The organism is Mesorhizobium sp. M1006 (assembly GCF_040318825.1).
GTDB lineage: Bacteria > Pseudomonadota > Alphaproteobacteria > Rhizobiales > Rhizobiaceae > Mesorhizobium.
Genome location: NZ_JAMYMZ010000008.1, coordinates 117,529 through 131,350 on the forward strand (window position 1 = coordinate 117,529; position 13,822 = coordinate 131,350).

Consider the following 13,822-nt stretch of genomic DNA (forward strand, 5'->3'; position numbering starts at 1 on the left):
GCCCAAAAAAGGGCGCTGGCTGGCTGCGCCTGTTAGGCGGCGGACTGGGTCGGCGGGTTCTGATACATCATCCAGAGCTCGATCGCCGCCAGCACGGCGACCAGAATGCCGATCACGACATGCACGGTCATCGCCGTGGTCGCCTGGAATCCAAGCACCCAGGGCGATGCGAGAACCCACAGTCCGACGACCAGGTTCACCCACTCTTCCCACACGGCAAATGCTGCGAGGGCGGCAACCGAAAGCACGACAATCAAGATTCCGCTGCCGAGGGCGTTCTGCGTCTGCGGGCCTGCCGCAAAGGTGAAGATCCAGGGGGAGAAGAACAGAATTGCCCCAAGGATCAGGTTGGCTACGTCACAGAGCCTGGCGTTTGTCCACTGGTTCATGGCATCCTCCATAGGGAGCGTTTATGGCTCCCGAGTTCGGCAAGGTGGTGCCTGAGTTCGGCGAGATGCGCCCGAAGCCGCTCACTCCGTGTCACGGTAGTGCCCTGCCCGGCTGGAATTCCGCATCTGGCGGTACTCCAGCCAAATCCGGCTATCTAACTGAATTCCGGGCTTTATGTTCCATTCGGCACCGGCACGCCTGGATCACTTGGTGGTGATCGAGCGATCCAAAGCTGCCTGTCAGGGGGCGGCGGGGCGGCGGCGCGTAGCTCATTCTGTCTTTTTATCGAGCCGGTGAAACATTTCTCATGGATCGCAGTTCTTGGATGCAGAGGAGTTGAATAAGGGAAACCTGATTGCACGGGAGGAGCACGGACGGCACAACTATAAATACGCTCTGCATAGAATACTTCGCAACGGGAAGCTCTCGCTTGTCTTGGTTGCCGCCGAAGCTTGTTTGAAAGACGGCGATCGCCGCCGAAAAGATTTTCTAAATGAAAATAGCCCAGATCGCACCGCTAACCGAATCCGTGCCGCCCCGAACCTACGGTGGAACCGAGCGAATTGTTTCGTATCTGACCGAAGAACTTGCCCGACAGGGCCACGAGGTGACGCTGTTCGCCAGCGCCGATTCTCGTACCTCAGCCGAGCTGGTGCCGTGTTGCGACGTCGCGCTGCGCCTGAACCCCAGGGTCCAGGACGGTGGTCCGCACCATGTTATGATGCTTGAACGGGTGCGCCGGCGAGCCGGTGAATTCGACGTTTTGCATTTCCACGTCGATGTTCTGCACTTCCCCATAATTCGGGATTTTGCCAGACGAACGGTTACCACGCTTCACGGCAGGCTCGACCTGCCCGATCTGGCGCAGCTTTATGCGATGTTCGACGACGTTCCCCTGGTCTCGATTTCCTTCGACCAGCGCCGGCCCATGCCGCCCGTCAATTGGGTTGGAACCGTGCATCATGGCCTACCCCGCGATCTTCTGCCGTTCCACCCGAACACCTCTGGCTATCTTGCGTTTCTCGGTCGCATCTCGCCGGAAAAGGGGCCGGAAGCCGCCATACAAATAGCGGCGCGGGCCGGGTTTCCCCTGAAGATCGCCGCCAAAATCGACAAGGTGGACCAGTCGTTCTGGAAGGAAAGGGTCGAGCCGCAAGTGCTGCGGCATTCGAACGTGGAGTTCATTGGCGAGATCGATGAGCGGCAAAAGGCGGATTTTCTGGGCAATGCGAAAGCGCTTTTGTTTCCGATCGACTGGCCGGAACCCTTCGGTCTCGTAACGATCGAAGCAATGGCCTGCGGTACGCCGGTGGTTGCGTTCCGGCGTGGCGCCGTCCCGGAGATCATCGATGACGGTGTGTCCGGATGGATCGTGGATACGGTGGAGGAAGCCGTGGGCGCGCTCCGGCGCATAGACAGCCTCGATCGCGCACGAGTGCGGCAGACGTTCGAGAAGCGGTTCACGGTCGAGCGCATGTGCAGCGATTATCTGGCACTCTACCGAGCACTCACGAGCGGCACGGCAGACGCAGTTGCCCCCACAAACGAGCTCTCCAGAAATATCGCGATGGTGGCTGTGCCGGGCTGAGGAACCGACTGATCCACATACAGACCACGACGGCGGAGTCCGGGAGCGCCTGCGGGGTCTTGTCGCCGGGCGCGGCGATCGCGCCAGAAGCCTTTGATCAGCAGCAAGCCTTCCCGGGACTAATGCTTTCGCGAGCGGCGTCGTACTGCCGCCCGGTCCGGATTGACGCGCGCTACTTTCGCTGCAAAGGTGCTTTAACGACTTGTTTACCATGCGTCGGTCAGGGGTGGGGGAATTTGGAACGGTTTCTGGGCGCGAACCGCCTTAATTGGGATGATCGGGCCGAACTGCACTCGACCGACACAACGGGCAGCTACCACATCGAGAATGTGCTGGCCGGCGGATCCAATCTCTATGAGCTGGAAACACGCGAGCTCGGCGATATCGCCGGCAAGGATATCGTCCACCTGCAGTGTCACATCGGTCTTGACACGATCAGCCTGAAGAATCTCGGCGCAGGCAGCGTGACCGGGCTCGACTTTTCACCGACGGCGATCGTGGCAGCGCGGGATTTTGCTGCGAAGGCAGGCACCGAAGTGCGCTTCGTGGAAGCGCCACTGTTCGAGGCGGTGGAAGCGCTCGGCCGGACCTTTGATATCGCTTACGTTACCTGGGGTTCGGTAAACTGGCTGGACGACGTGTTCCGTTGGGCGCGGGTGGTTGCCGATCTTCTGCGACCCGGCGGCCGCCTCTACATGGCCGAGGGCCATCCATTGCTGTTTCAGTGCGATCGAAAGGCCGCGGCCCTGGAATTGAAGCACGACTGGCGAACGCCGATAGCTCGGCCGCTCGCCTGGAACGAGGAACTGACCTACACCGGCGATGATCGCATCTTGAAGCATCCTCGCTATTATGAATGGATCCACCCGATCAGTGACGTGGTGAATGCGCTGATTTCAGCTGGTCTGACGCTCGATTTTCTCAATGAGCATGACACGGTTTCGTGGCAGCACTTTTCATTTGCCGTGCGGGCCGGCAAGGATATGTACGGCTTGCCGGAGAACTCTCCCAAGATACCGATGGCTTATTCCATTGGCGCGACGAAGCGCAGCGTCGGCAAGATACCATACCTTGTGTCTCCCAAGGCGATTGAGGGGCACTAGTCCAGGTCAACGCTCCAGAGTACCCGGGTCGGAGCGTCGACTTGTGCAATCGCTCGCGCTCCTCGATCTTCCGAGCAAGCCAGGTCTAGCCGGCCTCTCTCTCGGTCCGCTTCCACAGACGAGCGCCTTGAGATGAGCAGATCTCCTCGCGAATGGTCGACAGACGCTGGATCGCCGGCGCCAGCGCATCTCAATCAGTGGGACCATGGCAGTGGAAGTCGGCAGCTGGCTCCAACCGCTCGGGCCTGCAACATCAGCAACGGTCGGAAGTGCAAAAGCTCTAAGGAGCGTGAAGGTCAAATTAAACATTGAAAGCTAATGTTCCTCATCGGGTCGACCCGAAAACCTGAAATGGCACTTGAGGAATCGCCTATTGGCTTTTTTCCGCGCTAGGTTCGGCGGCATCAAGGAGGTCGTCTTTTCGTCGGCAAATATTCCGGCGGCGATCGCGCTTGTCGTCATACTTATCAGCGCTGCGTTCGCGGAGCACCAGAACAAAGTCGTCTCGGACCAGGCCGTCCGTTCGGACGTGCTGACCAAGGTCAACCTCATCCGCGCCAAGCTCGAAGGCAATATCAACGGAAACCTTCAACTCGTGCGTGGATTGGTCTCCGCGGTCGTGACCGAGCCCTATATGGGACAGCAACGCTTCGCCTCACTCGCGAGCAATCTGTTTGGCGCCGACTCGCAATTGAACAATATTGCCGGCGCGCCCGATCTGGTCGTTTCCCTGATGTACCCGATGGAGGGTAACGAGCAGGCGATGGGCCTGGACTACCGCAAGAACGAACGACAGCGTGCGGCTGCGCTAAGGGCGCGAGACGAACGCAAGCTGGTGCTTGCCGGCCCCGTCGAGCTGAAGCAGGGAGGACAAGGCTTCATCGGCCGCTTTCCGGTTTTCGTGCGGAGCGCGGGCAATACGGAAAGGTTCTGGGGCATCATTTCCGCCGTTGTCGACGTGCAGCGTCTTTATCGGGCGAGCGGGCTGCTTGACGACGATCTCGGGATTGACATAGCGCTGATCGGCAGGGACGCTCTCGGCCAAAATGGAGACCAATTCTACGGTAGTGAGCGGATCAGCAAAAGCGATCCGGTGACAGCCGACGTTGTGCTCCCGTCCGGTTCGTGGCAAATCGCGGCCATTCCCAAAAATGGCTGGCCTTCGACGCCAAGCAACGCATGGTTGTTGCGCGCTATCATGGCGACGGCCGGAGCCTTGGTTGTGTTCCCTTTCCTGGTCACAGGCCGCCTGATTGGCGAAAGACAGCGCAATTATGCGGAATTGCGTCGATTGTCACGACGCTTGGAACTCGCCCTGGAAGCTTCGGCTATTGGGGTTTGGGAACACGATCTCGCGACCAACGAGCTTACGTGGGATGATCGCGTCAACGAAATATATGGCAAACCAACCGGCGAGCACCGGGGCTATCCAGACTGGGCGGGAGCAATCCACCCAGATGATTTGGCTGGCGCCAACGCGGACTTCGACAGGGCGGTGGCCAGCGGACGACCATATTTGTCGGAGTACCGGATTGTGCGTCAGGATGGCGAGATCCGTCATGTCCGGTCCAAGGCGATCGTTTACCGGGTCGCAAACGACACCCCAAAAATGATCGGCGCGGAATGGGACGTGACTGCCGACGTCCTGCTGAACAAGGATCTGGTTCGTGCAAAACAGCTGTCCGAGTCGAAAAATGCAGAACTCGAGTCAGCCAAAGCGCGCATAGAGCACATCGCGCTTCATGATTCGCTGACCGGCTTGCCCAACCGGCGTTACCTCGACCAGGTACTGGAACATTACGCGGCAAACGCCAGGCACTCAGGCGGGCACGCGGCACTGCTTCACATAGATCTGGATCGGTTCAAGCACATCAACGATACGCTGGGCCACGCCGCCGGTGACGCGATGTTGGTTCACGCGTCAACCGTGCTCAGGTCGAAGGTCGGCGACGAGGGATTCGTCGCCCGTATCGGGGGAGACGAATTCATCGTTCTGTGCGTGGTGCGCGACGATACCAAGCAGCTGGCGCTGCTCGCCGACCGCGTCATCAGCCAGATGCGCGAACCGGTCTACTATCAGGGTCATCGATGCCGTTTTGGTGTCAGCGTGGGAATCGCTGTCGATAACGGAAAAGATGTCGAAGCCAAACACCTGCTGGTGAACGCCGATATCGCGCTTTACCGAGCAAAGGGGCGGGGGCGCAATCGATACGAATTCTTCACCGACGCGATGCAAAGCGAAATCGTCGATACCAAGCGGATTGCCGACGAAATTCTCGGCGGCCTCGAGCGCAACGAGTTCATCCCGTTCTACCAGCCCCAATTTGACGCAAAGACGCTCGAAATCGTTGGGGTTGAGGCGCTGGCGAGGTGGAAACATCCAATAAAGGGTATTTTGGCGCCCGACGTCTTCCTGAGGATTGCAGAAGAACTGAACGTTGTCTCGATCATCGACCAAGCCATATTGAAGCAATCGCTTTCGGATTTCGAAGCGTGGTCCGCTGCAAAACTTCACATTCCGCGGGTGTCGGTCAATGTCTCGGCCAGGCGCCTTCAGGATGAGGAGCTCATCAAGAGCCTGCGAGAGCAAAATATCAAGAAGGGAACAGTTTCGTTTGAGCTTGTTGAGTCGATTTTCCTGGACGAGAACGACGACCTTGTCACGTGGAACATCGAGCAGATAAAAGAACTGGGGATTGACATCGAAATAGACGATTTTGGTACCGGTTACGCTTCGATGGTCAGTTTGCTGAAGTTGCAGCCGCGCCGGCTGAAGATAGATCGGCAGCTGGTCACCCCAATCGTCAAATCGCCGCAGAGAAGGCAGGTTGTCTCGTCGATCATTGAAATCGGCAAGTCGCTGGGTATCGAGGTCGTGGCGGAAGGCGTCGAGACGATGCAGCATGCACGGCTACTTAAGGGCCTGGGCTGCGACATATTGCAGGGTTATGCCTTCGGCCACGCGTTCGATTCCGAGGGACTTAAGACCTTTGTCCGATCGCGACGCCTGCGCACGGCCAGCTGAGCCTCGGCGCCAGAATTTATCGAGCCGACCGCCTTCACGTTGCGGTACATAGGCGTACAGCGGACAAAGCTGAAAACAACGCCAAACCTCAGATCAGCAGCAGCCCCTTCATGCTGGAGTGGCCTTTCCTGCCGATGATGATGTGGTCGTGAACGGCAATACCAAGCGGTTTGGCCGTCTCGATGATCAGCTTGGTCATCTCGATGTCGGCGCGCGACGGCGTCGGGTCTCCCGACGGATGGTTATGCGCCAGAATGATCGCCGTGGCGGAGAGCTCCAAGGCGCGCCTGACCACCTCGCGCGGATAGACCGGTGTGTGGTCGACGGTGCCGACCTGCTGGACTTCGTCGGCGATCAGCGCGTTTTTCTTGTCGAGGAACAGGATGCGGAACTGCTCGCGCTCCTCGAAGGCCATCACCGACCGGCAGTATTCGAGAACCTGCGTCCAGGTCGACAACAGCTCGCGGCCGGCGATCTCGCCGCGCGCCATGCGCTGCGCCGTTGCCGCAACCACCTTGAGGTCGAGCGCCACCGCCGGGCCGATGCCCTTCACCTCCTGCAGGCGCTCGACGGACGCACCGAGGACCTCGGCCAATGTACCGAAGCGTGCCAGCAATGCCTTGGCGACCGGCTTGGTGTCGGCGCGCGGGATCAGCCGGAACAAAAGAAGCTCGAGCAGTTCGTAGTCGGGGAGGGTGTTGGCACCGGCGGCGAAGCGCTCGCGCAGGCGGTCGCGATGGCCGAGATAATGCGGCTTGTCGGCGGCCACCGCCTTCGCGTGGGATCGCACTGGCCTTTCGGGAAAGAAGGCCCGCTCGTCGTCGTTGCCGTTCATGGCTGCCCCACCCAGCATTTGCCGGGCAAGGTAACGCCCGATCTGCCAGACACTAGGCCCGCAGGCCGGGGCGGTCGAGGTTTTTTGGCGACAGCGTGAAGATCTCGCAGCCGGTCTCGGTGACGCCGATCGTGTGCTCGTACTGCGCCGACAGCGAACGGTCGCGCGTCACCGCGGTCCAGCCGTCCGACAGCACTTTCACATGCGGCCGGCCGAGATTGATCATCGGCTCGACGGTGAAGATCATGCCCGGCCGCATCTCGACGCCTTCGCTGGCGCTGCCGTAATGCAGGATATTCGGCGCGTCGTGAAACAGCCGGCCAACCCCGTGGCCGCAGAAATCGCGCACCACCGAGCAACGCTCGGCTTCGGCATAGGTCTGGATGGCGGCGCCGATGGCGCCGGTTCGGGCGCCCGGCTTGATTGCCGCGATGCCGCGCATCAGGCACTCATACGTGACTTCGAGCAGCCGCTCCGCGGCACGCTTGATCGTGCCCACCGGATACATGCGCGAGGAGTCGCCATGCCAGCCGTCGAGGATATAGGTGACGTCGATATTGACGATGTCGCCATCCTTCAACGGCTTGTTGTCGGGTATGCCGTGACAGACGACGTGGTTGATCGAGGTGCAGGATGATTTCGTATAGCCACGGTAGTTGAGCGTCGCCGGAAGCGCGCCATGGTCCATCCCGAACTCGAAGACGAAGCGATCAATCGCTTCGGTGGTGACGCCGGGCGCCACAATCGGTACCAGTTCGTCGAGGCAGCGCGCGGTGAGATCGCAAGCCTTGCGCATGCCGACAAAACCTTCCTCGTCGTAAAGACGGATCTGGCCGGTGTTTCTGAGCGGTGCCGTGGCGGCGTCGAGATAGGTGACCATTTTATCCGTCTTGCAGGGATGCGGGGCTGGATGAGCCTCGGCGAGAGAAACCTTCCCAGATTTGGCACTGGAAAGCGCAAGGTTCAAGGACGAACTGCCGGCGACGGGCCGAAGACCGGCGATATTCACGCCTGGGGGCATTCTCCTTGCCTCTAGCGGCCCATACTTCGCTGGGTTCATTGACCACCGTAGTGACGACACATTTCTAGGCGAGAAGCGGCCCAAGCATTAAGCCGCCACGGCAATTTTTTGCGACGAACGGCGTTGCTGCGGGGGTGTCAGTTCGGGAGAGATCGAATGGACAGACTGCAATTCGAGGTGCCGGTGCGGATCGCGCCTGTGCCCGGCCAGCCGGTCGAGGAAATCTACAGTGTCGAGCAGGCGCTCGATTTCCTGCAAACATGGCCGGTTCGCCGGAAGGGACCAACCTACCAGGCCGCGTTCAATGCCTGTTTTGGCGCCACGGTGGACATCGTCGAGACCGAAGACGCATGGCGGGCCTTCATGGCCTTTTGCCGGGTGAGCGGCCTGCTTGCCAGGGACATGATGGTTCCGCGCAAGCGCGGCGGCGAGGCGAGGGGACTGCGGGCTTAGACAGCCTTCGACGAAGTCCTCAGTCGTCTTCGCCTCTTCTTGCCGACACCCCTATCAGAGTGGCGGGTCCAGCAGAGCTGGCGCAGCATCACGCTGGCGATAGACATATGCCAAGTTGAAATGCTGGTACGCCCAAGGGGAATCGAACCCCTGTTACCGCCGTGAAAGGGCGGTGTCCTGACCGCTAGACGATGGGCGCGCTCAGATGTGAGCGCTTATAGTTGCGTCACGACAAACCGGCAACCCGTCTGCCGCCGGCTGCGACAACTTTTTTCCTTTGGCTCCAAACCGCGTGTTTTTGCCGGCGAAGCTGGTTGCGGCAAAGTACAACGTCGCCGGGGAAGGGGCGTCGCGGCGCCGGAAAGAACCTAGCCGCGCCTGCGGCAGCGCCAGTTCCAGTCGCGCTCGGGGCCGACATCGACATGGACGGATTCGGTGTGGCAGTAGGTGCCGACGCCGCCGCGGCCCGGCATGGTGCGGATGTAGCTCGCCAGTTCCCACTTCGAGACGCCGGGGACCTGGATGTCGGCGGCAGCGCAGTACATGTGCAGCGAATTCTTGGCGCCGTTGGCGCGGCGGTTGCGGGCCGGATCGCGATAGCCGGAGGTGACCGTCATCTTGCGGCCGTAGTGGCCTTCGATCGTCTTCAGCACGCGAACCAGCGACGGCTTCAAGCAGGCGACATCGACGCTTTCGTTCTGTTTCAGGAGGCCGTTGGGCGCCAGCCGGGCAAGGCCGGCGGCGGAGGCGACCTGGTAGGCGCCACCCGAACCTTCGTCTTCGTTGAGATCGACGTCACTCTCATCGTCGAGGCCGGATTTGCGCTTGATCTCGAACAGCGCCGTCTGTCGCACGCCGGGCAGCGCATCGGCCGTGAAGTGGCTGGTATCGCCCGTCGACACCAGCTGCACCGGCTTTTCAGCCGGATCGGCCGAAGCCAGGGTGACGGTGGGTTTTGCCGCAGGCGTCGCCTTGGCCTGCATGACCGTTGGCTGCCCGCCCGATCTGCTGTTGGCCGGCGAAGAAGGTGCCGCCGAAGCAGGCGTGGCGCTGAACAGTGAGGCCAGGAAGTTTTTCTTCGGTGCGTAGGCCTGTGGCTGCGGCATCTCGCCGGCGGTCACATAGACCGGGTTGTTCATCGCCGGCTCGGCGGCCTTGGCGTCGGGCTTCGATGCATCAGCACTGTTCTGCGCCACGGCCTGTTCAGCCGTCTGGGCGTTTGGTTGCAGCGGTTGCGGCGTGTGTCCCGCGATCGTCTCGGCTGCCGTGGGAACGGCGATCGGGAAGCCGGCGTCGAGCTTGGCCCCTGGCTTGGCCACCGGCACATAGGCGACCTGCTCGGGAAGGTTGGCGTCGCCGTCGGCATTCATCGTCATTTGTGTGCTTGTCATCTGCGACGATGATGCGGCCGTGCTGGCCTGGGGCGCACCGGCGGCCGTGCTGATTTCGGTAGCCGAGGTATTATAGCCTGGCATGCCGACCGACATGGTCGGGTCGCCGGCCGAGGTGCAGGACGCCAGGAGCACCGAGAAAAGCGCCGCCACAATGGCGCGGCTTTCTCCCTTCGCGAGGCGCGATCCTGCTGATCTCAAAACAAAATTCCCCCTCGATATCCGACCGGTTCGTCATTGGCGCGGCGTCGAAACGTCTCGTCGAAATGACCCTTGTTCCCCGAACCGGAAACGAGACCTGTGTCAAATCTGCAAGCCTCAAAGTAATTTGGCGGCTAGAGGATGAATCAAGGCTGCTCAGGGTTGACGGCACCATTTCGCCCGCTTTTGGCGGCGCGTCAACTCACCACACATTACAGATGGTTACACGCGCACCTTGACATAGGTGCCGGGGGCTTCGCCTAGAACTTGCATATGCTCGCCCGGTTTGCGGGCCGGTACGCGGGTATTGTCCTTGGCTTCGATCCAGCGTTGCCAGTGCGGCCACCAGGAACCGGGATGGTCGGTGGCCCCGGCGAGCCACTGGTCGAAGTCGCCGGCCGGCTTGCCGCCGGTCCAGTAGTGATATTTCTGCGCCGCCGGCGGATTGACGACCCCGGCGATGTGGCCGGAGCCGGCCATGACGTAATCGACCTCGCCGCCGAAATATTTCGAGCCGAGGAAGACCGAAAGCGCCGGCGCGATATGGTCCTCCTTAGAGGCGAGGTTGTAGACCGGAATGGTAACGTCCTTCAGCGAAACCGTGCGGCCCGCCAGTTCCATCATGCCTTGCGAAAGCCTGTTCTCGAGATAGCAATTGCGCAAATAGAAGGAATGGTTGGCAGCGCCCATGCGGGTCGAATCGGCATTCCAGTACAGCAGGTCGAAAGGCAGGGGATCCTTGCCGCGCATGTAGTTGTTGACGACATAGGGCCAGATCAGGTCGCCCGAGCGCAGCATGTTGAAGGCGGTCGCCATCTTGGTGCCGTCGAGATAGCCTTTCTCGTTCATCGCCTTTTCGACGGCCGCGACCTGCTCCTCGTCGACGAACACTTTTAGATCGCCGGCATAGGTAAAATCGACCTGGGTGGTGAAGAAGGTGGCGGATTTGATGCGGTTGTCGCCTTCCTGCGCCATCAGCGCCAGGGCCGCCGCGAGAAGCGTGCCACCGACGCAATAGCCGATGGCGTTGACTTGCCTTTCGCCGGTCGCCTTCTCGATCGTGTCGAGGCCGTATTGCAGGCCCTCCCTGATATAGGCCTCCCAGCTCTTGGCGCCGTGCCGCTCGTCCGGGTTGATCCAGGAGATGACAAAGACGGTGTGGCCTTGCTCGACTGCCCAGCGAATGAAGGATTTTTGCGGGTTGAGGTCGAGGATGTAGTATTTGTTGATCCATGGCGGGCAGATCAGCAGCGGCCGCTTGAGCACGGTGTCGGTAGTCGGTTCGTATTGCAGGATTTCGGCGACGTCGCTGCGGCCGACCACCTTGCCGGGAGTGGTCGCGAGATTCTTACCGATCTCGAAAAGCGAATAATCGGCCTGCCGCAGCTTCAGGTCGCCCTTGCCGGCGGCAATGTCCTCGGCCAGCATCTTCATGCCGCGCACCAGGTTTTCGCCGTTGGAGGCGACAGTCTCGCGAAACAATTCCGGATTGGTCAGGATGAAATTCGACGGCGAGATGGCATTGGACACCTGCTTGACATAAAAGCCGGCCTTGTGGCGGGTGTGCTCGTCCAGGCCATCGGCGTGCTCGACCAGTTCGGCCGCCCAGCGCGAGGTGACCAGATACGCCTGTTTGAGGAAATCGAAGAAGGCGTTGCGGCCCCATTCCGGATCCTGGAAACGCTTGTCACCGCGCTCGGGCTTGACCGCGTCCTCGGCGCCGGCGCCGATGCGCTGGACGGCGTTGGCCCAGACGGTCATGTAGCCGGAAAACAGCCGCGTTTGCGCCTCCAGCGCGCGCTGCGGGTCGGAGAGCCAGTACTCGGTGAGCTTGGAGAACGTCTTCACCATGTCGATGACCGGCTCGGCGACGTGATCGCGCACCTCGCCCTTTTCCCGCGGCTCGACCCATGCCGAGGCGGCTTTGCCGGCCTGCTCGATCATGCGGGCCATGTTCAGGGCGAAGCGTTCCGGGTCCTTCACCAGATATTGCTCGACGGTCGAAGGTTGGTCATCTTCCGCTTTGCCCGAATCGGGTGTTTTGGCCATGGTTCGCGGGGTTCCTCCCGAAGCGTTTTGTTGACATATTACCATGGGATATCGAACAGGGTCCAATGTGCTCTAACCCGGCCGCCAGGAAAACAATATGACGATTAATATTGGCAAGAACGTTTTTTCCGGCACTGGTCGTTTTTGCCGCATGGCGCTCGTCCTGTTGGCGATGGCCGGTTGCACGAGCAGCAACATGGAAGGTGCGGCGCCCGCCACCGGCCTTGTCGGCGCGAAGGACACCGGTTCCTATCCGAACCTGAACATCCGGCCGCAGGTGGCGGCCGAACAATTCACCGACGAGGAAAAGAACGCCAAGCTCGCCCAACTGAAGGCCGAGGAGCAGAGCCAGGCCGCCAAGGGCGGGGGCGTCAAGGTTGCGGACCAGGCAGCGCTGGACCAGCTGGCAAAAAAACACGGCGCCGAGGCGCTGAAGCAGATCGAAGGCAAATGCGACCCCGCTCTCGACCCTAGTTGCAAATAGGCTTATACGCGCGACCGCAACCTCACTGTCTGGAACTGCCATGGAAGAATTTCACAAGGTCCGCCGGCTTCCGCCCTATGTCTTCGAACAGGTCAACCGGCTGAAGGCCAGCGCCCGTTCGCGCGGCGCCGACATCATCGACCTTGGCATGGGCAATCCGGATCTGCCGACGCCCAAGGCCATCGTCGACAAACTCTGCGAGGTGGTACGCGATCCGCGCACGCACCGCTATTCGTCGTCGCGCGGCATTCCGGGCCTGCGTCGTGCCCAGGCCAACTACTATGCCCGCCGCTTCGGCGTGAAGCTCGACCCGGACAGCCAGGTGGTGGCGACGCTCGGCTCGAAGGAGGGCTTCGCCAATATGGCGCAGGCGATCACCGCCCCCGGCGACGTGATCCTTTGCCCTAATCCGACCTATCCGATCCATGCGTTCGGCTTCATCATGTCGGGCGGCGTCATCCGCTCGCTGCAGGTCGAGCCGGACGACGGCTTCATCCCGGCCCTGGAGCGCGGCATTCGCCATTCGATCCCGAAGCCGCTGGCACTGATCCTCAATTATCCGTCCAATCCGACGGCACTGGTCGCTTCGCTCGATTTCTACAAGGAGGTGGTGGCCTTCGCGAGGAAGAACGACATCATCATCCTGTCGGATCTTGCCTATTCGGAGATCTATTTCGACGGCAATCCGCCGCCTTCGGTGCTGCAGGTGCCGGGCGCCATAGACGTCGCCGTCGAGTTCACCTCGATGTCGAAGACCTTTTCGATGCCGGGCTGGCGCATGGGTTTTGCGGTCGGCAATGAACGGCTGATCTCGGCGCTGACGCGAGTGAAATCCTATCTCGACTACGGCGCCTTCACGCCGATCCAGGTGGCGGCGGCGCATGCACTCAACGGCGATGGCGCCGACATCGCGGAAGTGCGCGACGTCTACCGCAAACGCCGCGATGTCATGGTCGACGCTTTCAGCCGCGCCGGCTGGACCATTCCCGCACCGGCGGCATCGATGTTCGCCTGGGCGCCGATCCCGGAGCCGTTCAAGCACCTTGGCTCGCTTGAATTCTCCAAGCTCCTGATCGAGCACGCCGACGTCGCGGTGGCGCCGGGCGTCGGCTTCGGCGAGCATGGCGACGATCACGTGCGCATCGCGCTGGTCGAAAACGAGCACCGGATCCGGCAAGCGGCGCGCAACATCAAGCGCTTCCTCGCATCCAGCGCCAAGCAGCCGAATAACGTCGTACCGCTCGCCGCGCATCGCTGATTTTCTACACATCGACCGACTGAA

At 61.0% G+C, this 13,822-nt stretch carries 11 protein-coding genes and 1 tRNA gene; 6 read left to right on the forward strand and 6 right to left on the reverse strand.

Going from position 1 to position 13,822, the window contains the following annotated elements; all coding sequences use genetic code 11:
- Nucleotides 1-32 precede the first annotated feature (32 nt).
- On the reverse strand, nucleotides 33-389 hold the full coding sequence (locus NKH60_RS10265) for an SPW repeat protein (protein WP_352451366.1): 357 nt from the start codon (nucleotides 387-389) through the stop codon (nucleotides 33-35).
- Between the two features lie 494 nt (nucleotides 390-883).
- On the opposite strand from NKH60_RS10265, the gene NKH60_RS10270 reads away from it, so the two are divergent.
- From NKH60_RS10270 to NKH60_RS10280, 3 genes are all read left to right on the forward strand, one after another.
- Nucleotides 884-1,978, forward strand: a complete 1,095-nt coding sequence (locus NKH60_RS10270; protein ID WP_352766772.1) for a glycosyltransferase family 4 protein — start codon at nucleotides 884-886, stop codon at nucleotides 1,976-1,978.
- 59 nt (nucleotides 1,979-2,037) lie between these two features.
- A complete protein-coding gene (locus NKH60_RS10275; protein WP_352771418.1) occupies nucleotides 2,038-3,081 on the forward strand; it encodes a class I SAM-dependent methyltransferase in 1,044 nt (347 codons plus the stop codon).
- Between the two features lie 445 nt (nucleotides 3,082-3,526).
- On the forward strand, nucleotides 3,527-6,106 hold the full coding sequence (locus NKH60_RS10280; protein ID WP_352540676.1) for a bifunctional diguanylate cyclase/phosphodiesterase: 2,580 nt from the start codon (nucleotides 3,527-3,529) through the stop codon (nucleotides 6,104-6,106).
- 88 nt (nucleotides 6,107-6,194) lie between these two features.
- Here NKH60_RS10280 and radC read toward each other — a convergent pair whose 3' ends face one another.
- Both radC and map read right to left on the reverse strand, forming a co-directional pair.
- A complete protein-coding gene (radC, locus tag NKH60_RS10285) occupies nucleotides 6,195-6,941 on the reverse strand; it encodes a RadC family protein (RefSeq protein WP_352540669.1) in 747 nt (248 codons plus the stop codon).
- A gap of 52 nt (nucleotides 6,942-6,993) precedes the next feature.
- Nucleotides 6,994-7,821, reverse strand: a complete 828-nt coding sequence (gene map, locus NKH60_RS10290; RefSeq protein ID WP_352451363.1) for a type I methionyl aminopeptidase — start codon at nucleotides 7,819-7,821, stop codon at nucleotides 6,994-6,996.
- Nucleotides 7,822-8,118: 297 nt separating this feature from the next.
- Between map and NKH60_RS10295 the strand changes: the two genes are divergently transcribed.
- Nucleotides 8,119-8,415 (forward strand): DUF982 domain-containing protein, encoded by a 297-nt coding sequence (locus NKH60_RS10295; protein ID WP_023678889.1) that lies wholly within the window; start codon nucleotides 8,119-8,121, stop codon nucleotides 8,413-8,415.
- A 124-nt stretch (nucleotides 8,416-8,539) separates the two neighbouring features.
- Here the strand turns inward: NKH60_RS10295 and NKH60_RS10300 are convergent.
- The 3 genes from NKH60_RS10300 to phaC form a co-directional block, all read right to left on the reverse strand.
- Nucleotides 8,540-8,614, reverse strand: a tRNA-Glu gene (locus NKH60_RS10300).
- A gap of 169 nt (nucleotides 8,615-8,783) precedes the next feature.
- The gene (locus NKH60_RS10305) at nucleotides 8,784-9,902 is read right to left on the reverse strand and encodes a YcbK family protein (RefSeq protein WP_352540675.1); all 1,119 of its coding nucleotides are present in this window, start codon (nucleotides 9,900-9,902) and stop codon (nucleotides 8,784-8,786) included.
- 327 nt (nucleotides 9,903-10,229) lie between these two features.
- The gene (gene phaC, locus NKH60_RS10310) at nucleotides 10,230-12,056 is read right to left on the reverse strand and encodes a class I poly(R)-hydroxyalkanoic acid synthase (protein ID WP_352872057.1); all 1,827 of its coding nucleotides are present in this window, start codon (nucleotides 12,054-12,056) and stop codon (nucleotides 10,230-10,232) included.
- 151 nt (nucleotides 12,057-12,207) lie between these two features.
- Here phaC and NKH60_RS10315 point away from each other — a divergent pair, with 151 nt between their 5' ends.
- Complete coding sequence (locus NKH60_RS10315) at nucleotides 12,208-12,540, forward strand: hypothetical protein (protein ID WP_352647805.1); 333 nt, start codon at nucleotides 12,208-12,210, stop codon at nucleotides 12,538-12,540.
- Nucleotides 12,541-12,580: 40 nt separating this feature from the next.
- Nucleotides 12,581-13,798, forward strand: a complete 1,218-nt coding sequence (locus NKH60_RS10320) for an LL-diaminopimelate aminotransferase (RefSeq protein ID WP_023678886.1) — start codon at nucleotides 12,581-12,583, stop codon at nucleotides 13,796-13,798.
- Nucleotides 13,799-13,822 lie beyond the last annotated feature (24 nt).